The sequence below is a fragment of the Rhodococcus sp. NJ-530 genome, from assembly GCF_003860625.1.
GTDB lineage: Bacteria > Actinomycetota > Actinomycetes > Mycobacteriales > Mycobacteriaceae > Rhodococcus_F > Rhodococcus_F qingshengii.
The window spans coordinates 2,694,884-2,716,089 of the sequence record NZ_CP034152.1 but is presented as its reverse complement, the minus strand read 5'-3'; the positions used below and the strand labels follow the sequence as shown (position 1 = coordinate 2,716,089).

The window sequence follows — 21,206 nt, the reverse complement described above, 5'->3', positions numbered from 1 at the left end:
CTCGACTGCGTATGTGCGGTCATCGGATCCTCGACATTCACTGCTTGTGGGCGTTCGCGACCGGTTGGGATCCAGTAGTTCGGATCGAAACGTGTTCGCATTGCGAACGCCTGTTCATAATGAGCACATCGATTGTGTACGGAGTCACAACGCCATGTCAAACGTCGCGGTAATCTCGAGGAATGGCACTCTCCGAAAATGAGCGTGAACAGTTCCTGGCCGAACCCCACATCGGGGCGCTGTCCGTGGCGGACGGCACCGAGCGCGGTCCGTTGACCGTCCCGATCTGGTACCTGTACTCACCCGGTGGCAAACCATGGATCCTCACGGGCAAGGATTCGCGAAAGGCACGACTCATCGAGTCGGCCGGGCATTTCTCGTTGATGGCCGAAAGGCTCGATCCGACAATCCGTTACGTCAGCGTCAGCGGATCCGTCGACAAGATCGTTCCGGGCACCGACGAGATGCTGGTCGAAGTCTCGCGGCGTTACCTGGCTCCGGACAAGGTCGACGGGTATCTCGAATTCGCGCGATCGCAGTTGGGCGAACAGGTAGCGATCTACATGAATCCGCAGCACTGGCTGTCTGCGGATCTCGGGGCGATCTGACAATTCTCAGAAAAGCGAAGGCTCGGCGCGCCGGAGTGGCGCGCCGAGCCTGACCTGCATGTGGAGGGCTCTATGTCAGCTCTCGGTGAAGAAACGCACCCGATTGAGTCGATGACCGCTCGCCTCGAAGCCGAACAATGCGATGGCCGGTTCCCCGCACACGATGACGCTCGCCGTCACGGTGCGACCGGCAACCAGCATCTTGCTCTTCGTCACGCCGGTGAGCAGAGCGTTGGACAACTGCGTCCCCGCCGGAAGCTCGACGGGTACCGGCGGCGTTCGGCCGACAGCGGCCGCATCGAGGAACCGCGACGCTGCCTTCTTGCCTTTGTCTCCGACGCCGAAGATGCCGCGCGAGAACCCGAGCGCCCCGCCGATCCCCTGGTTCGAGAGCAACTGCGGCGTCAACTTCGCGGCCGCCTTCACCCCCGCCACACCAGCAGTCGCGAGCTGGCTCAACATCGTCGCCAATTCCCAATGCGCGTAGAGGGTTCCGATCCGCAAGGAATCGGGCTCCCCCACCAAGTCGTAGCGCAAGTGCATCGGAACGTCGAGAACGACTCCGGTCGACATCTCGGTAGCGAGGCTCAGATCGCGCCACACCGTCCGGCCGCACACGATGTCGCGCTCGACATGGAAGGTGATCGAATTGGGGGCGATGAACGTGTCGTAGAAACTCTCGATCGCCGCCTGACCGTTGTGCGGACGTGAACCTACAGGGTCGTTGACCTGTCCGTCGCCGGCAAACAGGGCCACCCAGGTCGAGCGGTCATGCGCGCCGACGGCTTTCGGGGATCCCTCCACGACGGCCATCAACTGCTCGCGCGTCACCGGCGCGGTCATGCGCGCATCTCGTATGCACCGTCGTACGCCTTGACCTGCTGCCACACCCGGTCGAAGCGTTCACTGTCGACAACAGGCTTCCGCACCGCGGCCAGGGCCCACTTCTGCTGCTCGGGTGTCGACGACGGCTTTCCGTGCAGCGCGATCGCGTATCCCGAGAAGTCACGAATCTGGAAGTCGAAGATCTGATCGACAACGTCGGCGTCGAGCCCGCTGATCTCGGCCTGTTCGAGAATCAGATGACCGTAGACGACGAGAGAGAACAGGTGCCCGACGTTGAGCATGAAATCGAGATCCTTCTGCTGCTGCGCGTCCGGCGCTGCAGCAGTGAGCAATTCGGTGAGCGCGATCGCCTGCTCGTAAAAACGGGCGACGTTCGGAATCGAAGAGTGCTTCTCGTAGACGGGCTTCCACTCGTGGAACTGAATCTTCGCAGCGCCGCGGGTAGGCCCCTGGTTCCAGAAGAACTCGTCGTCGGCGGCGTCGTCGCGCGTGACGATCTCCGGGAACTGCGCCGAGTTGAACAGATAGTTCGGCAAGAACTTGAGAATCAGGCCGACGTTGACGTGGACGGTGCCCTCGAGCTTGGGCAGCGTGCCGATCATCTGCGCCGCCTCGCGGAAGTACGTTGACTTCTCGTATCCCTTGGCTGCGATCACATCGTGCAGCAACCCGACCACCTTCTCACCTTCGGAGGTGACCTTGGCCTTGGTCATGGGATTGAACAGCAGGTAGCGACGGTCCTCGAGGCTGGCGCTGCGGAAGTAGTCGACCGCCCGCGCACTGAACTGCTTCATCGCGATCAGACGTGAGTACGCGTCGACGAAGGCGGCGCGAACGTGGGCAAAATCCGTGACGGGATTGCCGTACAGAATTCGATTCTGCGCGTGAGTGATTGCCTCGAAGAACGCATGCTCGGTGATGCCGATGGAGCCGGTGCAGAGGTTGAACTTTCCGACGTTGACCGTGTTGAGCGCGGCCTCGAATGCGGCGACGCCGGTGTGCAGAATGTCTTCCTCGCGCACCGGGTAATCGTCGAGGCGGAAATTGCTGACATACATCTGCCCGCGCAGGACGTTGTCCACGAGCTGATAGTTCGGATGTGCACTGTCGGCGACAAAGAACACGTAGCCTTCGGGCCCTCGACGTCGGTACGACGCCCGAACACAGACACCATTCCGGCTACGTTGCCGTTTCCGATGTAGTACTTCTCGCCGCTCGCGCGGAAGGCGACGTCGCCGTCGGTGGGAGTGAGGAGCATGTCGGTGGAGTACACGTCGGCGCCGTGGTCGCGCTCGGACAGCCCGAACGCCATGACACCACCGTCGGCAAGTTCCTGCGCTGCACGCTTCTTCGCAGCGTCGTTGTCACTCATCCAGATCGGTCCGAGTCCGAGGATCGTGACCTGCCAGGCGTACCAGTAAGCGAGTCCGTAAAAACCGAAGATCTCACTCAAGGCCGCGTTGCGGGCACCGTCCCAACGACGGTTCTCGTCACCGTCGGCGAATGCCGCCGGAGTCTGGAACGTCGCGAACAACTTCTCCTTGCCGACGAATTCGAGAAAGTCGGAGACCCACACGGCGTCGAGGTCGTCCTGAAGCAGTTGCTTCTTACCGCGGCTCTCGAACCATTCGATGGTGGCTCGCAGCAAACGGCGGGTCTCCGGATCGAACTGAGCGGGGTCGTAAGTATGGGGGTTGAAGAGCAATCCATCGGTGCCAGACACGTCATTACCTTTCGTCGATGACGCTAAACTACCAGCGGGTAACTTTCCGCGGTGCGATTCATGGAAGACCTGCGATTCTTCGCGAATGCCACAGGTCCATCGGATTCCACGTGCCCGCCCGAGCACGCGTGATCGGGTAGCACGCCAACCCGAGCAACAACGCAGACATGTGGCCGATGGCGGTGAAATTGGTGGCGAAAATCAGAGGTACACCGTAGAAGAGCAACAGCCCCGCGAGATAGACGTATCGCCACGGATCGACGATGCGGTACACCAGAATCCCCATGATGCCGGCCAGACCGTAGCTCACACCCACGTCGAGAGTGTTGACCGCCGACTCCGCCACGTATCCGTGCCGAATACCTTCGTACAGAACACCTTCGCTGATGTACGTGGCTCCGACGTGGGCGATGACGACAACACACAGCCACCGCCACGTCCCGAGCCAACGCTCAGCCGTTGCATGAAAGATGGTGAAGAGAACCAGGTATCCCAACCAACCGCCACCTTCGAGCCAGAAGGCACTCGAGAACAGGACTCGCAGCGGGTCTTCGGCCAGGTGATGCAGATTGGTCGAGCGCTTGCCGAGAAAACGCTCCTCGACATTGTCGGGCAGATGCCGAAGGAAGAGCGTGGTGAACAGCAGGGCCAGCAACCAGACGTAGGTACCGGGAGCACTGCGCACCCATCGCCATGCCGCCTTTGCTGCCCCCAGCATCCTCACCGCTTCGAGTCTGCGCTCACTCGTTCACTACTGCAACGGCAAACCCGTCCCATCCCTTCGAACCCACGGTTTGAATGGCGGTGCCGTCGAGTTTCGGCTCGGCCGCGATCATCTCCAACACCGCTCGACTCGCTTTGACGCGCTCGTCGTCGATATCCGGGTTGGACACGTGTCCCCCACGCACCACGTTGTCCACGATGATGACGGTTCCGGGATGCGAAAGGGCCAACGCCCACCGCACGTACTCGGTGTTGTTCTCCTTGTCGGCGTCGATGAAGACCAAGTCGAAAGGTCCCAACTCTTCCTTCGCGATCGACGGGAGGCTGTCGAGCGCCGCCCCGACGCGGACGTCGACACGGTCAGCCAAGCCGGCGCGCTCGATATTCGCCCGAGCGACATCCGCATGGGTGGGATCGAATTCCAGCGTGATGACCTGGCCCGAGGGGCCGACCGCGCGAGCGAGCCAGATCGTGCTGTATCCGCCGAGCGTTCCGATCTCGAGAACATTGCGCGCCAGGCACATTCGCGCCAGAAGATTGAGGAGCTTGCCCTGGTTCGGCGCCACGTCGATGGGCGGGAGACCGGCCTCGGAGTTGGCGGCGAGTGCCGCGTCGAGAACCGGATCTTCACCTACCAACGTGGAGACAAGGTAACCGTCGACTTCTGCCCAATCCGGTTCGCGTTCCATAGCCACGATTGTGGCAGAAAAGAAGGGCCGCCGCAGACACCTCGGAAGGTGGCTGCGGCGGCCCAGACGACTATTCGAATCAGCCGCGAACTGCGCTGATGATCTCCTCGATCGCCGAGTCGGCGTCGATCTCACGGCTCTCGCCAGTGAAGCGGTCGCGAATTTCGACCTTGCCGTCGGCCCAACCACGGCCGACGACAACGATCAGCGGAACGCCGATCAGCTCGGAGTCCTTGAACTTCACGCCCGGCGATGCCTTGCGGTCGTCGAGGATTACTTCGAGTCCGGCACGGTCGAGTTGCGCGGCGAGGCCTTCGGCGCCTTCGCGCGCGGTCTCGTCCTTATTCGCGATGACGAGGTAGACGTCGGCCGGTGAAACCTCGGCAGGCCAGCGCAGGCCCTTTTCGTCGTGATGCTGCTCGGCAATGACGGCCACCAGACGCGAGACGCCGACGCCGTACGAACCCATGGTCGGGCGGACGGGCTTGCCGTTCTCGGCGAGGACGTCGACGGTGAAGACGTCGGTGTACTTGCGGCCGAGCTGGAAGACGTGCCCGATCTCGATACCGCGAGCCGAGACCAGCGTGCCGGCTCCATCGGGAGAGGCGTCGCCGTCACGAACCTCGGCGGCTTCGATGGTTCCGTCAGGGGTGAAGTCGCGACCGGCAACGAGGCCGACCACGTGCTTGCCGTCTTCGTCGGCGCCGGTAATCCAGCTGGTGCCGTCGACGACGCGCGGATCGACAAGGTAGCGAACGCCGTTGGCCTGCAGAGCCTTCGGGCCGATGTAACCCTTGGCCAGGAACGGGTTGTTCTTGAAGTCGGTCTCGGTGATCATCACGAACTCGGCCGGCTCGAGCGAAGCTTCGAGGCGCTTTTCGTCGACCTCACGGTCGCCGGGGATGCCGATACCGAGCAGTTCCCACTCGCCGCCGGGCAGGCGGGTCTTGACCATGATGTTCTTGAGTGTGTCGGCGGCGGTGACGGTACGGCCGAGATCAGCGCCGTTCGCCCAGTCCACCAGGGTGTCGATGGTGGGTGTGTTCGCGGTGTCGTACACCTTGGCTTCGGGCAGCCCGTCGAACGGAATCGAATCGGGAACAACAGTCTTGACGGCCTCGACGTTGGCGGCGTAGCCGGATTCGAGGCAGCGGACGTAGGTGTCTTCGCCGATCTCGCTCTCGGCAAGGAACTCCTCGGACGCGCTGCCGCCCATCGCACCGGAGGTGGCCGAGACGATGACGTACTTGACGCCCAGACGCGTGAAGATCTTCTCGTAGGCGCCGCGATGCGCCTGGTACGACTCCGTCAGGCCTTCGTCGGTCAGGTCGAAGGAGTAGGAATCCTTCATCAAGAACTCGCGGCCGCGCAGAATGCCGGCACGCGGACGCTCTTCGTCGCGGTACTTGGTCTGCACCTGGTACAGGGTGACCGGGAAGTCCTTGTAGGAGTTGTACTCACCCTTGACCGTCAGAGCAAAGAGCTCCTCGTGGGTCGGGCCGAGCATGTAGTCGTTGCCCTTGCGGTCCTTGAGGCGGAACAGGTTGGGGCCGTACTCGGTCCAGCGGTTCGACGCTTCGTAGGGATCGCGCGGGAGCAGCGCAGGCAGCAGGATTTCCTGTCCGCCAATTGCATTCATTTCTTCACGGACGACACGCTCTACCTCGCGCAGCACCCGCAATCCCAGCGGCAACCACGAGTAGACGCCTGGAGCGATACGACGCACGTAGCCGGCACGAACCAGCAGTTTGTGGCTGGCAACTTCGGCGTCCGAGGGATCGTCACGCAGGGTACGCAGGAACAGGTGGGACAGACGGGTAATCACGAGGTGTAAGGATAGTCGCCGCAGTCGGCCGAGCGGGCCTCGGTACGGTTACAGCGTGCTTGTACTGCTGCCTCCCTCAGAAACCAAGTCCGACGGCGGCAAGGATGCGCCCCTCGATCTGGCCGAACTGTCGATGCCCCAGTTGACCGAAACGCGCGAATTGCTGGTTCAGACGCTGGTCGATCTGGCCGCTGACGTCGAGGCGTCATGCGAAGCGCTCGGGCTCGGCCCGACGCAAGCAGACGAAGTGGAGCGCAATGCCAAGCTGTGGGTGTCCGCGACGCGGCCCGCACTGCAGCGCTACACCGGCGTGCTCTTCGACGCCCTCGACGCAAAGTCGTTCACCCGCGCCCAGAAGGCCAAGGCTCTCGATCGGATCGCGATCGGCTCCGCTCTGTTCGGTGCAGTCCGTGCGGGAGATCTGATCCCCGCCTACCGCCTTTCCGGCGGGTCCAAGCTGCCCGGGATGGGCACGCTCCGCTCACTGTGGAAGCCGGAGTTGCCGAAGGCCTTGGCGGCCGAAGCCGACGGCCTTGTCATCGATCTACGATCCGGCACCTACCAAGACCTCGGACCTGTTCCGGACGCCTTGATCGCAACGGTCCTCACCGAGAAGCCGGACGGCACCCGGACGGTGGTCAGTCACTTCAACAAGCACCACAAGGGTCTGCTCGCCCGTGCGCTGGTGGTCTCGCGCGCCGAACCGACCGACATCAAGGGTGTCGCGCGGGTGGCGTCGAAGGCCGGCCTGCGGGTGGAAATCGCGTCGGAGCGTGAACTGATCATCCTGACGGATTGATGGCTTCGTCTGTCAAGTGCCGCAGAAGGTTTGGAACGTCTCGCTGAAAGACCGCGGAGCCGCCTCGGTGTAGTCAGCCCACTCGTCGCGTCGGTCGAATGGATGCGTGACAACCTCCAGCAGCTTCTCGAATGGAGCGAGGTCGCCGTCGGTCGCGGCGCGCAGGGCAGCGTCGAGCCGATGATTACGCGGAATGTACAGCGGGTTGACGCGATCCATCGCGCTCGCGGTCTCCGCGGCCCCGTGTCCGTTTTCGGTCAGGGCTCCCTGCCACCGCTGCAACCAGGGCGCGATGTGCTCCCGTGGCACGAGTTGGTCGAGAGGCGCCGAATTTCCGCGCAATTCGTCCGCGAGTGCGCGGAAACTGCCTGTCCAATCAGCTCCGTGTTCCGCCAACAACGTCAGCAGATCGTCGACGAGCGCCCGATCGACAAACGGCTGGGCCAGACCGATCTTTGCCGCGAGACCGGCCGCATAGTGTCCCTCGTAGCGCTCGTCGAAGGTCTCGAGAACTGCCGACGCCGCGGAAATCGCATTGTCGGGTGCGGAATCGATCAGCGGCAACAGTGTTTCTGCCAAGCGCGCCAGATTCCACTTCAGTACAGCGGGCTGATTGCCGAACGCATAGCGGCCCCCGTGGTCGATCGAGCTGAACACTGCCGCCGGATCGAATGCGTCGAGGAAGGCGCACGGACCGTAATCGATGGTCTCCCCCGAAATTGTCGTGTTGTCGGTGTTCATCACTCCATGTACAAAACCGATGAGCATCCACCGCGCCACCAGTGACGCCTGCGCCTCGACCACCGCCTCGAGGAACCTCAGGTACCGATTGTGTGCACCCGCTGCCGGCACTTCGGTCAGCTCCGGATAGTGCCGGGCGATCGCGTAATCGGCGAGCGACTGCAAGACCTCGCCCTGCCTGGCCGCGAACTCGAAGGTCCCAACGCGTAGGTGACTCGACGCGATCCGTGCAAGCACGGCACCGGGTTCTGCGCCGTTGCGGCGAACGTCTCGGCCCGTCGCCACCACCGACAGCGCGCGCGTAGTGGGGACACCGAGGGCATTCATCGCCTCGCTGACGAGATATTCGCGCAGCATCGGCCCTACGACCGCATACCCGTCGCCGCCCCGAGAGAACGGTGTGCGCCCGGAGCCTTTCAGATGCAAGTCCACTCGCTGCCCGGCACTGCTGACGAGTTCGCCGAGTAACAACGCCCGACCGTCTCCGAGAATTGGTGCATACCCACCGAACTGATGACCCGCATACGCCATCGCCACCGGTGTGGCCCCGTCCGGCACCGTCGACCCGGACAGGACGCCGATCCCGTCCACACTTCGCAGCGCTGCTACGTCCAATCTCAACGACGCAGCCAGCTGCTCGTTCACCACGAGCAACTGCGGGTCAGGGGCGGCAGCACCTTGCCACGGCACCGTCAGAGCGCCGAGTTCGTCGGCGAACGTGCTCTCGAGGCCGGCCACGATGGTGACCGTGTCTGCTGTGGATTCCTGGAATGCGGCCATCACACGAGAGTAGTCACCGTGCGACAACCTATCGATCAGCCCTGATCGATGTACGACTCGAGCTGATCGCGTTCGCTCTTGAGCTCGTCGATGCGGCTCTTCACCACGTCACCGATACTGACGATGCCGAGGAGGTTGCCGTCCTCGATCACCGGCAGATGCCGGATTCGACGCTCGGTCATGATCGCGGCAATGCTGTCCACTGCGTCTGCCGGAACGCACGTGTACATCAGAGCGGTCATGACCTCGGAAACCTGGATCCCGAGAAGGTCCGGGCCACGCTCGTGCAGGCGTCGAACGACATCGCGTTCGGAAATGATGCCGACCACCGCATCGTCGTCGACCACCACCATGGCTCCGATGTTGTGGCGGGCAAGATCGCACAGCAGCCCGTTGACCGTCGTGTGGGCGTCGATCGTGACGATGCTGTTGCCCTTGTTTCGCAATATGTCCGCGATCCGCATCACGGCACCCCGATCCGTCGAGACTCTCGGCACGTCCTGCAACGATCGTATCGGCTAGCGAAGCGGAAAAACAGGACTGATCAGGCGATTCCCTGAGCTGCCTTCTCCGCAGCCTGAGCCTGGGCTACCTGAGAAGGTGTGAACCTGATGCACAGCGCCGCGATACCGGCGAACACGGCGCAGACCGCGCAGCCCACAAGTGCGAAGGTGTACCCCTCTCCGAGTGCGATCAATTGCGCCGGATTCATGTCCGCTGCCTTGCCCGAAGTGCCGCCGAGCGAGAGCGTCTTGGACGTCGCCATTGCACCGATCACCGACAGCGCCAATGGTCCACCGAGCGTCTGGGCAACTTGGGAGATTGCGGTCAGCGGGCCGATCTCGGTCTCCGGGACACCGGCGATCGCGCACAGTGGCAAGGGCACCATCGCGAGGCCGATACCGAATCCGATCCCGATCACGGGCACGAACAAGTTGGCCAGGTAGGCGGAGTCGGAATCGAGAGTAGAGCCGTAGAGGAGTCCGACGATCATGATCACGACGCCGGTGAGGACCAGCCAGCGGGGTTGAACCTTCACGGCGAGCTTGGAAGCAACCGACGCGGCGGCGCCCAATCCGAACGCGAACGGAATGAACGCGATACCGGCACGCAACGGCGAATACTGCATGATGTCCTGCACGAACAGTGCGACGAAGGCCGTCATGCTGAACATCGCGCCACCGACGAAGAAGATGGCGAGGAACGTCGCGACACGGTTGCGATCGGCGAACAACGAGAAGGGCAAGAGCGGGTTGTCTGCAGTTCGCTCGACAAAGAGGAAGGCGGCGAGGGCGACCAATCCGGCCGCCAATGCACCGATGACGGCGATGCTCCCCCATCCCATTTCCGGGCCTTCGGTGAGAGCAAAAACAACACCGGTACAACCGAGGGTCGCGAGGATCGCGCCGGGGACATCCAAAGCCAGACGCGTCTGATTCGTCTCGCGAAGGGCGCGGAACGCCATGCCGACGAGCGCGATGCCGATCGGGACGTTGATGAGGAAGATCAGACGCCACGACACCTCGGTCAATGCGCCGCCGATGATCAGACCGGCGATCGATCCGACGCCCGTCATGGCGGCAAAAATCGCGATGGCCTGATTACGAGCCGGACCCGCGGCGAAAGTCGTGGCAACAAGGGCGAAGGCAGTGGGCGACGCCACGGCTGCGCCGACACCTTGAAGCGCCCGCGCTGCGATCAACATGCCCTCGTTCAGGGCGAGTCCACAGAGCAACGACGCCACCGTGAACAGCGAGACTCCCGCGATGAACATCTTCTTGCGTCCGAACGCGTCGCCGAGCCGACCACCGAGGAGCATGAGCCCACCAAACGCCAGCGCGTAGGAGGTCAACACCCAGTTGCGGCCGCTGTCGCTCAGCCCGAGGTCGGCCTGCAATGGCGCCAGAGCGAGGTTCGCGACAGTACCGTCGAGCACCACCATCATCTGCAAACCACTCAGGACGATGATGGCAAGCCCGATGACTCGAGTCGCTACCGGGGCATTCGCCGAAGCGGTTTCAGATGTTGGGGAGTCAGACACAAGACTTCACGTTACCCAGCGTCGACGGAAAAGCCCGCGACCGGCCCGATCACGATGATCGCCGGAGGCTTGATCTCCTCGTCCTTGACGCGCTGAGCAACGGTCGCCAGATCGGCCCGAAGTTCACGCTGAGTGCGCAGCGTGCCCTCTTGGATGACGGTGACCGGCGTGGTTGCCGGGCGTCCACCGTCGACGAGTGCATTCGCGAACTGATCGATGCGCTCGACCGCCATGAGCAGCACGATCGTGCCGCGCAACTTGGCCAGCGCCGACCAGTCGACCAGCGAATCCGGATGATCCGGAGCCACGTGCCCACTGACGACGACGAACTCGTGGGTGACGCCGCGGTGGGTGACCGGGATGCCTGCGGCCGACGGGACCGAGATCGCGCTCGTGATTCCGGGCACTACGGTCACCGGAACGCCGGCAGCGGCACACGCTTCGAGTTCTTCGTATCCCCGTCCGAAGACGTACGGGTCCCCGCCCTTGAGGCGGACCACGAACTTGCCTGCCTTCGCGTTGTCGATCAGCGCGGCGTTGATGGCCTCCTGAGCCATGGCACGGCCGTACGGGATCTTCGCGGCGTCGATCACCTCTACGTCCGGACCCAGTTCGGCGAGCAACTCCGGCGGAGCCAATCGGTCGGCCACGACGACGTCGGCGCGGGCGAGCAAACGGCGTCCGCGCACGGTGATCAGATCGGGATCACCGGGGCCACCACCGACGAGAGCAACACCCGCAGCGGCAGGCTCGGCCGTATCGGCGAGCACGCCCGACTGAAGACCTTCGACGACGGCGGTGCGGACCGCTGCCGAACGACGGTGATCGCCGCCCGCCAGAATTCCGATGCTCATACCGTCGTACTCGGCGCTGGCGGGAGTGACGGCGGTGCCGTGCTTCGCGTTGTCGGCGCGCACGCAGAAGATGTGGCGACGCTCCGCTTCGGCGACGATCGCCGCATTGGTTTCCGGCTCGTCGGTCGAGGCGATGGCGTACCACGCACCTTCGAGGTCGCCGTCGGCGTACGGACGCTCTTCGACCGTGATCTGACCGGCAGTGGCCATACCTTCGACGGCTGGAGTGAACGCGCGACTGATGACGTGAACGCGGGCACCAGAGGCGACCAGCAGTCCGAGTCGGCGCTGAGCCACAGTGCCGCCGCCGAACACGACCACGCGTCGATCGGTCAGGTTGAGGCCGACCAGGTAGTTGGTCTCGTCTGCGGTGGACTCGCTCACTCGCACTCCGTTTCGTTGTCAGAATTGGTCAAGCTGGAGGGAACTTTACGGGCCGCGGCCACGGTCACTCCATCCCTGGCAGTCTTGGCCAGCACAAGTCGGCCGCCCCCGGACGCAAGGATCGCAGCCGCTTCCGCGACGCTTGCCGTTCCGACGGCGTTCTCGACGCGAGGCGATGGTGACGGAACTTGAACTCGCGCAAGTACGTCCGGGGCGAAACTCACAATCGGGACGTTCAGTTCATGGGCCGCTGTCAGAAGAGCCGAAGACTCAGCTTTTGCCGCCACAGTGGCGAGTACCACGATCTTCCCTTGCGCCGCGGGCACAGCCTTCACCGCAGCGACGATGTCCTTCGCGGTGACACTCGTCGTGAATCCCACGCCGATACAGAGGTCATCCCCGTGCGGCATCGACGAACTTCGCGATCGATTCGGGCTGCCCCACCGGATGAGTGTGCAGATACGACGCGTGGACGCCACCGCGAACAAACCCTTCGTGGACACTGCCGCCGTCCCAGGGCCGCCACCCCCACGCACTTCCGCAACCGTCCGCGTCTGCCGAGACGAGAGACGTTCGGTGGAACTCGTGACCGGTGACGCGGGAGCCTGCGTCGAAGAGGCTGGAGTCGCTGATCGCGACTGCTTCGCGATACCCGAGGGTCAGGCGTTTCCCGAACGTCGCATCCACTCCGACCACACCGGCCATGCTGTGACCGTCCAAGCTGCGAGCGAGGTAGAGCAGACCGGCACACTCGGCGTGGATCGGTGCGCCGCCGTCCGCCAGATCGCGAACCTGCTGCAGCAGTACGGTATTGGCCGCAAGGTCTACCGCGTGTTCTTCCGGGAAGCCACCGGGAAGGACCAGAGCGGCAGTTCCCGCAGGAAGCTCGTCCCGCAACGGGTCGAACACCTGCACGTCCGCGCCGGCAGCAGTCAACAGCTCCCGGTGCTCGGCGTAGCCGAAGGTGAAGGCCGGGCCACCCGCCATGGCAACCACAGGCCGAGACTCTGCGTGTGCGCCGACCTCGGCAACCGGATCCCATGCAGCTGCACTCACGTTCGAGGCGGCCAGTGCGCGAACAGCACCCAGATCGACGTGCGAGGCAATCAAGTCGGACATCGCGTCCACTGCGGCCACAGCGGCGGCGCCGTGCTCGGCCGCCGGAATCAGGCCGAGGTGCCGGGAGGGAACTTCGAGTTCCGTCAACCGTGGCACAACTCCGAGCACTGCGACGCCGACCTTGTCGCACGCATGACGCAACACCTGCTCGTGACGAGCGCTCCCGACGCGATTGAGAATGACGCCGCCGATGCGCACACCTGCGTCGTAGGTCGCGAAGCCGTGGAGTACGGCGGCCAGACTCTGACTGTGCCCACGGGCGTCGATCACGAGGACTACCGGCGAACCGAGGATCGACGCGACCTGCGCCGTCGATCCCTCCGCCGACGGCTGCGAGTTTGCCTCGTCGATCTTCCCGTCGAACAGACCCATGACGCCTTCGACCACGGCGATGTCGCAACCAGCGGTTCCATGCCGGTAGAGCGGTCCGATGCGATCCGGGCCCACCAGAACAGTGTCGAGGTTGCGTCCGGGCCGCCCTGCCGCGAGTCCGTGATAACCCGGGTCGATGTAGTCCGGCCCCACCTTGAAGGGTGCAACGCTGCTACCGGACCGTCGCAGCGCGCCGATCAATCCCGTTGCCACCGTGGTCTTTCCGCTACCCGAGGCAGGAGCGGCGATCACCACGGCCGGAGTGGAAGGACTTACCATTCGATGCCCCGTTGGCCCTTTCGGCCGGCATCCATCGGGTGCTTGATCTTGGTCATCTCGGTCACGAGGTCGGCGGCGTCGATCAACGCCTGCGGGGCGTCGCGTCCCGTGATGACTACGTGCTGGTTGCCCGGACGATCGCGCAGTGTCTGCACGACCTCGTCGACGTCGACCCAGCCCCACTTGAGCGGATAGGTGAACTCGTCGAGGACATAGAATCGATGCTCCTCGCCTGCAAGCCTTCTCGCGATCTCCTGCCAACCCTCCGCAGCGGCAGCAGCATGATCTTCCTCGCTACCGGCCTTGCGAGTCCATGACCAACCTTCGCCCATCTTGTGCCACTGCACCGGCCCACCGACGCCGGTTTCGTCGTGCAGGTTTCCGAGCGCGCGGAACGCGGCTTCCTCTCCGACCTTCCACTTGGCACTCTTCACGAACTGGAACACGCCGATGTCGAACCCCTGATTCCAGGCACGCAGCGCCATGCCGAAAGCGGCGGTGGACTTACCCTTTCCCGGGCCGGTGTGCACGGCAAGTACCGGCGCGTTACGACGCTGACGCGTGGTCAGACCGTCGTCGGGGACTGTCTCGGGAACACCCTTGGGCATCGTGAACTCCTGAGCTGGGATCTAGGCTGCGGCGCGGACGACACCCGCGACCTGCTGCGCTGACAATTCGGCCAGGCGGACGTATCCGCCACGTAGTTCTCGCGCCAACTCGGCCGCCAGCCCCAGACGCACGAGGCCGGTCTCGCAGTCGACGACGATGGACGCGACGGACGCGTCGGCGAGAAGATGCGCGGCGACGCGGGCGCGGTGCAGCGCGTCCTTGCCGCCGGTAGCCCGGCCGTCGGTGAGTGTGACGACGAGGGCGCGACGCTGCGGGTCACGAAGTCGTTCACGCAGAACCACTTCGCGAGCACGCAGGAATCCCTCTGCGAGTGGGGATTTGCCGCCGGTACGCATCGACTGCAAGCGACGGACAGCGATGTCCACCGAAGATGTCGGCGGCAGTACGAGCTCCGCTTCACGACCACGGACGGTGATGACGGCGACCTTGTCGCGGCGCTGATAGGCGTCGCGGAGCAACGAGACAACCGCACCGGTGACCGCGGAGAGGCGGTCGCGTGCTGCCATCGACCCCGACGCGTCGACAACGAAGACGATCAGATTGCCTTCTCGCCCTTCACGTATCGCGCCGCGGAGATCAGCGGGTGCCAGCCGCAACCGTCCAGCAGTGCGACCACGGGCAACTTGAGACTCGGCTGCGGCAAAGACCGTGCTCGTCAGATGCAATCCGTGCCCACGCTCCCGCGTGGACCGCACAACTCGTCCACGGGACGACATGGACCGCGAGCGTCGTCCCGGTGCACCTTCACCGACTCCCGGAACTTCGAGGAGCTTGGCCTTGAATTCGCCGGCCGGTGGAGCCGAGGGGCGATCGGTGGCGCGTACTCCCCCACCAGGTCCGTCAGGGTCGTCCGGGCCGTCGTCGTCAGGCCCGTCGTCGTCCGGCCCTTCGTCTCCGGGACCGCCGTCATCTTCCGGGCCACGGTCTTCGTGATTTTCGGGAGGTTCGGGCTCTCCGTCGCGCGCGTCGTCCTCTACCTGCGACTGAGCATCCTGATCGGCCTGCTCGAGCGCATCGTCCAACTGCTGCTGATCCAAGCCGGGCTCGTCGAACGGATCGCGGCGGCGGCGATGCGGCAGCGTCAGTTCCGCCGCTACTCGTACGTCCTCCGCAGTGACTTCACTGTCGCCGCGCCAGGCAGCGTGGGCCGTCGCGGTGCGCGCCAGCACCAAGTCCGCGCGCATACCGTCGACGTCGAACGACGCACACAGCGAGGCGATACGACGCAGTTCGCGGTTACTCAGCTCGACCGAGTCCAATTTCTCACGCGCCGTGAGGATTTCGGACGCCAACTCCTCATCGGCGGATACGTACCGAGCGACAAATGCCTCGGGGTCACGCTCGTAGTCGAGTCGGCGACGCACCACTTCCATGCGAATGTCGACGTCGCGGGACGCGGCGACGTCGACAGCCAGACCGAAACGGTCCAGAAGTTGCGGACGCAGTTCTCCCTCTTCGGGATTCATCGTGCCGACGAGTACGAACTTGGCCGGATGCGAATGGGAGATGCCGTCACGCTCGATGTGAACCCGGCCCATCGCCGCGGCGTCGAGAAGCACGTCGACCAGGTGGTCGTGAAGCAGATTCACCTCGTCGACGTACAGAACACCCTGGTGAGCGGCGGCGAGCAGTCCAGGTTGGAATGCGCGCTCACCGTCACGCAGAACCTTCTCCAAGTCGATCGAACCGATCACCCGGTCTTCGGTGGCGCCCACGGGCAGTTCGACCAAGCGGGCCGGTCGTGTCGTTCCGGCGTCGTCGACCGCGGGCAGCAGCGCAGTCAGCGCGCGCACGACCGTCGACTTGGCAGTTCCCTTCTCACCGCGGACCAGGACCCCGCCGATCCCTGGATGCACCGCACACAGGATCAGCGCCAATCGCAATTGATCCTGGCCGACCACAGCACTGAACGGGAAGCCCGCCACTGGTCGATCTTCTTCACTTCGCACGTCGATATCCCTCCACCTCTCGGTTTCCTCGCCGAGAATTTGGCTGCACTCGAATGTCGCGGCAACCTGGCTGAGATCTCCCGGTTTATCGGTAGAGGAGAGATCTTTCACAGTGGCGGGACCGCGCCTGGATCGAACAGGACTTCCCCGCGAACATTCGGTATCGAAAAAACCCTAGTCGGCTCGCTTTCCCACGAGCCGACCAGGGTCAATTCTCCGACAAACTAGCTGACGGCCACGAAAGGCTCTCCCCCACCACGACGCATAGGGGTGTGCGGGATGCCGTCTTCGATGAACTCTTCGCCGTCAGCCTTGAATCCGTGCTTGGCGTACATCTCGACCAAGTAGGTCTGGGCGTTGATCCGACACGGCGCTTCGCCGACCTCGGCCAGTGCGGCCTGCAGGAGGCGGGTCGTGTGGCCCTGGCCGCGAGCCTGACGCGACGTGCAGAGGCGTCCGATTCGGAAGCTCTTGTTTCCGTCGTCGTGCTCTTCGAGCAGCCGGAGCGTGCACACCACCTGGCCGTCCTGCTCGAGCCAGAAGTGGCGTGTTTCCGTCAGCAGGTCCCGCCCGTCCAACTCGGGATACGGGCAAGCCTGCTCGACGACAAAGACCTCCACTCGAAGCTTCAACAACTCGTAGAACGTCTTGTTGTCGAGATCGAGTGCCCATGAACGCTTCAAAGCTGCTGTTGCCGTCATGGGTTGGACTATCACACAGTCGCGGCGGTATCCGCGACCGGAGCCGATTCGGAAGCACCGGCGGAATCGAGCTCGAGAACCTTCGAGGACCAATCCCAGACCTGGTTGAACAGGCCTTCGTTGTCGGTGAGCTTGACGCCGATGGACGGAACCATCTCGCGGAGCTTGCCCTTCCAACCCTGGAACTCGGTCGGGAAGCAGCGCTCGAGTACGTCCAGCATCGCCGGGACGGCCGTGGACGCACCGGGCGAAGCACCGAGCAGACCGGCGATGGAACCGTCCTCAGCGGCGACCACAGCGGTACCGAATTCGAGGACACCACCCTTGCCCTTGGCGCGGCGGATCACCTGGACGCGCTGGCCCGCGGTGATGAGTTCCCAGTCCTGGGCCTGCGCCTTGGGCGCGAACTCACGCAGATCCCAGATGCGACCGGCTTCGTTCTTGGCAAGCTCGCTGACCAGGTACTTGACCAGGCCGAGCTCGCTGACACCGACACCGAGCATCGAGAGGATGTTGTTCGGCTTGACCGAGCCGGGCAGGTCGGTGACGCGACCCTGCTTGAGGAACTTCGGCGACCAACCAGCGTAGGGACCGAACAGCAGACCCGGCTTGTTGCCGATGACACGGGTGTCCAGGTGAGGCACCGACATGGGCGGGGCGCCGACGGCAGCCTTGCCGTAGACCTTGGCGCTGTGCTGGTCGATGAGTTCGGGGTTGGTGCATCGCAGGAAGGCACCGCTGACCGGGAAGCCACCGAAGCCCTTGGCTTCCTTGATGCCCGACTTCTGCAGCAGGTGCAGGGCGCCGCCACCGGCACCGACGAACACGAAGCGCGAGCGAACGGTGCGCTTTTCACCGGTGCGACGGTTGGTGACCTTGACGGTCCAGGACTTGTCCGAGTTCTGGGTCAGGTTGGTGACCTCGTGGCCGAAGTACATCTTGCCGCCGGTCTTGCCGATGTAGCCGATGAGCTGCTTGGTGAGCGCTCCGAAATCGACGTCGGTGCCGTCCTGGCTCCAGTTCAGGGCGATGGGATCGGAGAAGTCGCGTCCCTTGGCCATGAGCGGCAAACGCTTGCTGAACTCGGCCGGATCGTCGATGTACTCCATACCGCGGAAGAGCGTGTGGCCGGCAAGTGCGTCGTAACGAGCACGGAGGTACTTGGCGTTGGCCTCACCGTGAACGAAGCTCACGTGCGCGATGGGGTTGATGAATTCCTTGGGCTGTGTCAGGACGCCCTGCTCTACCGCGTGTGCCCAGAACTGGCGTGACACCTGGAACTGTTCGTTGACGTTGACGGCCTTCTTGATGTCGACCGTGCCGTCCGAGTTCTCAGGTGTGTAATTGAGCTCACACAGGGCTGAGTGACCGGTTCCCGCGTTGTTCCAGGGGTCGCTGCTCTCGGCTGCGACGGCATCGAGCCGCTCGAAGGTCGAGATCGACCAATCGGGCTGCAGCTGGCGCAGCAATGCACCCAGCGTGGCGCTCATGATGCCTGCGCCCACGAGCACTACATCCGTCTTCGTCTCTACCGCGTTCTGATTCGACACTGGAGAATCGACTTCCTTGTCATTAGCCGTGCGCGCATCCGCCTGCTGTGTTACGCCGAATAGGTTACCCGTGCGTACACGCGCGGTTCACCACCCCCAATTGTGCTCTACAACGCGCACTCGAAACGACGATTAGATTGTGATTTGTGACTACTTGGGTTCCAGACGTCCTCGGTGACGGATATCAGCAGCTGACGATCCCGCTCGGAACGGATCCGGACGGCGAAGGCGAGGTGGACGCAACACTGGTCCGCTACCAACCGCAGAAGGAGGCGGTGAAGACACACCGTGCCGTTTTGTACGTGCACGGCTTCACCGATTACTTCTTCCAGAAGCACCTCGCCGAGCACTTTGCCGAGCAGGGTTACGCCTTCTTCGCACTCGACCTGCGTAAGTGCGGCCGCTCCCTCAAACCGGGGCACACAGCTCATTACGTCTCCGACCTTGCGCTCTACGACGCCGAACTGAACGAAGCGCTGCGCATCGTCCGCAGCGAGACCGAGGGCAGCGAGGTGCTGCTCATGGCGCACTCCACCGGCGGTCTGATCGTTCCGCTCTGGCTGAACCGTTTGCAGCGCAAGCCCGGTGGCAGCGGCGGCGCCGGAATCTGCGGGCTGGTACTCAACAGCCCCTGGTTCGACCTTCAGGGTCCCTCAGTGGTGCGCAACGTCGGTACTACGGCGATCGATGCGCTCGGACGGGTATCGGCGAAGACAGTGATCCCGGGAACTGGGCTACCGACTTACGGTTCCAGTCTTCATGTTTCGGCCAACGGCGTCTGGGATTACAACCTCGACTGGAAGCCACTGGCCGGCTGCCCCGTTACCTTCGGCTGGATGCGGGCCGTCCGAGCGGGTCACGCAAAACTTCACCGCGGCCTCGACATCGGAGTGCCCGCGCTGATTCTGCGCTCGAAGAAGTCGCAGTTCGCGAAGGCGTACAACCCGAGCGTCGACCTCGCCGATTCCGTGCTCGACGTCAAGCAGATCGCACGTTGGGCCGGTTGCCTCGGCGATCGCACCACCATCGTCCCGATCGACGGCGCCCGTCACGACGTGTTCCTTTCGACCGAGAAGCCCTTGGCCACAGCCTTTTCCGAACTCGACCTGTGGTTGGAGTGGCTCGACGGCCACCTCACCCCGGCCGCAGAAAATTCGGCAAGCACAGCAAGCAACACACAGGAGATCGCGCAGTGACGCACTACGACCTTGCAATCATCGGCAGCGGATCCGGAAACTCGCTGCCCGACGAGCGGTTCGACGGCAAGAAGATCGCAATCCTCGAAGAGGGCACCTTCGGCGGAACGTGCCTCAATGTCGGGTGCATCCCGACCAAGATGTTCGTCTACGCCGCCGAGGTGGCACGCACCGTCACCACTGCCGAGAAGTACGGCGTCGACGCCACGCTCGACGGCGTTCGTTGGTCCGACATCGTCAAGCGCGTCTTCGGCCGCATCGATCCCATTTCTGCAGGTGGTGAGCGTTACCGCAGCGAAGACAGTCCCAACACCACCGTCTACCGCGGCCACGCCACGTTCACCGGCGACAAGACGATCGACACCGGAACCGGCGAGACGATCACCGCTGACCAGGTGGTCATCGCAGCCGGTTCGCGTCCGATCATCCCGGACGAGATCGCGTCGAGTGGTGTGAAGTACTACACCAACGAAGACATCATGCGACTGCCCGAACTTCCCGAGCACCTCGTGATCGTCGGCTCCGGATTCATCGCCACCGAGTTCGCACACGTGTTCTCCGCGTTGGGTTCTCGCGTGTCGGTCATTGGCCGCAGCCAGCGACTGCTGCGGCACCTCGACGACGAGATCTCCGAGCGCTTCACCGAGTTGGCCGAACAGAAGTGGGACGTCCATCTGGGCTCCCCCCTCACGTCGGTACGCGGCGATGGCGACAACATCGCCGTCGAACTGGCAAACGGCACAGTCGTTTCCGGTGACGTTCTCCTCGTCGCGGTCGGTCGTCAGCCGAACGGTGACCTACTCGGTCTCGACAAGGCCGGCGTCGAACTCGACGACGAGGGCTCGATCGTGGTCGACGAATACCAACGCACCACCGCAGAGGGCGTCTTCGCACTCGGTGACGTCTCCTCGCCGTACCAGCTCAAGCACGTCGCCAACCATGAAGCGCGCGTTGTTCAACACAACCTGCTCCAGGACGCGTGGAAGGACACGTCCGGGCTTCGCAGCACCGATCACCGCTTCGTACCGGCAGCCGTGTTCACCGACCCGCAGATCGCCGACGTCGGAATGACGGAGAAGCAGGCTCGCGACGCAGGACTCGACATCACCGTCAAGGTGCAGGCATACGGAGACGTCGCGTACGGCTGGGCGATGGAGGATCAGGAGGGCATCTGCAAGGTGATCGCCGAGCGCGGCACCGGACGCATTCTCGGTGCCCACGTCATGGGTACGCAGGCTCCGACGGTGATCCAGCCGCTCATTCAGGCGATGAGCTTCGGTTTGTCGGCGCAGGACATGGCGCGTGGCCAGTACTGGATCCACCCGGCCTTGGCCGAAGTGGTCGAGAACGCGCTGCTCGGCCTCGACATCTGAGCCCCGCAGCCCCAATGACGCCGA

General features: G+C 63.7%; 18 protein-coding genes and 1 pseudogene. 4 read left to right on the top strand and 15 right to left on the bottom strand.

Translation table 11 applies throughout. The annotated features are described in order from the left end of the window. Nucleotides 1-182: 182 nt before the first annotated feature. Nucleotides 183-608, top strand: coding sequence for a pyridoxamine 5'-phosphate oxidase family protein (locus EHW12_RS12850; RefSeq protein WP_003942732.1), 426 nt, complete (start codon nt 183-185; stop codon nt 606-608). A 75-nt stretch (nt 609-683) separates the two neighbouring features. On the opposite strand, the gene EHW12_RS12845 is transcribed toward EHW12_RS12850, so the two are convergent. The 5 genes and pseudogenes from EHW12_RS12845 to EHW12_RS12825 all read right to left on the bottom strand — a co-directional run bounded on the left by EHW12_RS12845 (nt 684) and on the right by EHW12_RS12825 (nt 6,414). Next, the gene (locus EHW12_RS12845; RefSeq protein WP_125050905.1) at nt 684-1,451 is read right to left on the bottom strand and encodes a ketosteroid isomerase family protein; all 768 of its coding nucleotides are present in this window, start codon (nt 1,449-1,451) and stop codon (nt 684-686) included. After that, nucleotides 1,448-3,177, bottom strand: a pseudogene (locus EHW12_RS12840) (acyl-CoA dehydrogenase). Before EHW12_RS12840 ends, EHW12_RS12845 begins: the two are co-directional and overlap by 4 nt. A 58-nt stretch (nt 3,178-3,235) precedes the next feature. Beyond that, nucleotides 3,236-3,895 (bottom strand): rhomboid-like protein, encoded by a 660-nt coding sequence (locus EHW12_RS12835; RefSeq protein WP_021343988.1) that lies wholly within the window; start codon nt 3,893-3,895, stop codon nt 3,236-3,238. 22 nt (nt 3,896-3,917) lie between these two features. Further along, nucleotides 3,918-4,589, bottom strand: a complete 672-nt coding sequence (locus EHW12_RS12830; RefSeq protein WP_020969392.1) for an O-methyltransferase — start codon at nt 4,587-4,589, stop codon at nt 3,918-3,920. A 79-nt stretch (nt 4,590-4,668) separates the two neighbouring features. Next, nucleotides 4,669-6,414, bottom strand: a complete 1,746-nt coding sequence (locus EHW12_RS12825) for a proline--tRNA ligase (protein ID WP_054188575.1) — start codon at nt 6,412-6,414, stop codon at nt 4,669-4,671. Nucleotides 6,415-6,469: 55 nt separating this feature from the next. Between EHW12_RS12825 and yaaA the strand changes: the two genes are divergently transcribed. Further along, complete coding sequence (gene yaaA / locus EHW12_RS12820) at nt 6,470-7,213, top strand: peroxide stress protein YaaA (protein ID WP_007735009.1); 744 nt, start codon at nt 6,470-6,472, stop codon at nt 7,211-7,213. Nucleotides 7,214-7,225: 12 nt separating this feature from the next. Here yaaA and EHW12_RS12815 read toward each other — a convergent pair whose 3' ends face one another. From EHW12_RS12815 to mqo, 10 genes are all read right to left on the bottom strand, one after another. Further along, on the bottom strand, nt 7,226-8,734 hold the full coding sequence (locus EHW12_RS12815) for a protein adenylyltransferase SelO (RefSeq protein WP_164490575.1): 1,509 nt from the start codon (nt 8,732-8,734) through the stop codon (nt 7,226-7,228). Nucleotides 8,735-8,769: 35 nt separating this feature from the next. After that, nucleotides 8,770-9,198 carry a CBS domain-containing protein gene (locus EHW12_RS12810; protein ID WP_007735005.1) on the bottom strand — a complete coding sequence of 143 codons (429 nt, stop codon included), beginning with the start codon at nt 9,196-9,198 and terminating at the stop codon, nt 8,770-8,772. Between the two features lie 80 nt (nt 9,199-9,278). Continuing rightward, nucleotides 9,279-10,775, bottom strand: coding sequence for an MFS transporter (locus tag EHW12_RS12805; protein WP_125050901.1), 1,497 nt, complete (start codon nt 10,773-10,775; stop codon nt 9,279-9,281). Between the two features lie 11 nt (nt 10,776-10,786). After that, nucleotides 10,787-12,013, bottom strand: a complete 1,227-nt coding sequence (cobA, locus tag EHW12_RS12800) for a uroporphyrinogen-III C-methyltransferase (RefSeq protein ID WP_125050899.1) — start codon at nt 12,011-12,013, stop codon at nt 10,787-10,789. Next, nucleotides 12,010-12,423, bottom strand: a complete 414-nt coding sequence (locus EHW12_RS12795; RefSeq protein ID WP_037130389.1) for a cobalamin biosynthesis protein — start codon at nt 12,421-12,423, stop codon at nt 12,010-12,012. The genes cobA and EHW12_RS12795 overlap by 4 nt, the downstream gene beginning before the upstream one ends. Further along, nucleotides 12,407-13,783: a cobyrinate a,c-diamide synthase gene (locus EHW12_RS12790; RefSeq protein WP_047271354.1), complete on the bottom strand. Its 1,377-nt coding sequence runs from the start codon at nt 13,781-13,783 to the stop codon at nt 12,407-12,409. Before EHW12_RS12790 ends, EHW12_RS12795 begins: the two co-directional genes overlap by 17 nt. Next, nucleotides 13,777-14,391, bottom strand: coding sequence for a cob(I)yrinic acid a,c-diamide adenosyltransferase (gene cobO / locus EHW12_RS12785; protein WP_019748043.1), 615 nt, complete (start codon nt 14,389-14,391; stop codon nt 13,777-13,779). Before cobO ends, EHW12_RS12790 begins: the two co-directional genes overlap by 7 nt. 21 nt (nt 14,392-14,412) lie before the next feature. Next, nucleotides 14,413-16,362, bottom strand: a complete 1,950-nt coding sequence (locus tag EHW12_RS12780; RefSeq protein WP_241199154.1) for a magnesium chelatase subunit D family protein — start codon at nt 16,360-16,362, stop codon at nt 14,413-14,415. A 224-nt stretch (nt 16,363-16,586) separates the two neighbouring features. Continuing rightward, entirely contained in the window at nt 16,587-17,063 is a 477-nt protein-coding gene (locus EHW12_RS12775) for a GNAT family N-acetyltransferase (protein WP_003942808.1), read from the bottom strand. 11 nt (nt 17,064-17,074) lie between these two features. Continuing rightward, nucleotides 17,075-18,613: a malate dehydrogenase (quinone) gene (gene mqo / locus EHW12_RS12770; protein ID WP_003942820.1), complete on the bottom strand. Its 1,539-nt coding sequence runs from the start codon at nt 18,611-18,613 to the stop codon at nt 17,075-17,077. 146 nt (nt 18,614-18,759) lie between these two features. On the opposite strand from mqo, the gene EHW12_RS12765 reads away from it, so the two are divergent. Together EHW12_RS12765 and mtr are read left to right on the top strand one after the other, a co-directional pair. Beyond that, nucleotides 18,760-19,809: an alpha/beta hydrolase gene (locus EHW12_RS12765; RefSeq protein ID WP_125050898.1), complete on the top strand. Its 1,050-nt coding sequence runs from the start codon at nt 18,760-18,762 to the stop codon at nt 19,807-19,809. After that, nucleotides 19,806-21,182 (top strand): mycothione reductase, encoded by a 1,377-nt coding sequence (gene mtr / locus EHW12_RS12760; RefSeq protein ID WP_125050896.1) that lies wholly within the window; start codon nt 19,806-19,808, stop codon nt 21,180-21,182. The genes EHW12_RS12765 and mtr overlap by 4 nt, the downstream gene beginning before the upstream one ends. Nucleotides 21,183-21,206 lie beyond the last annotated feature (24 nt).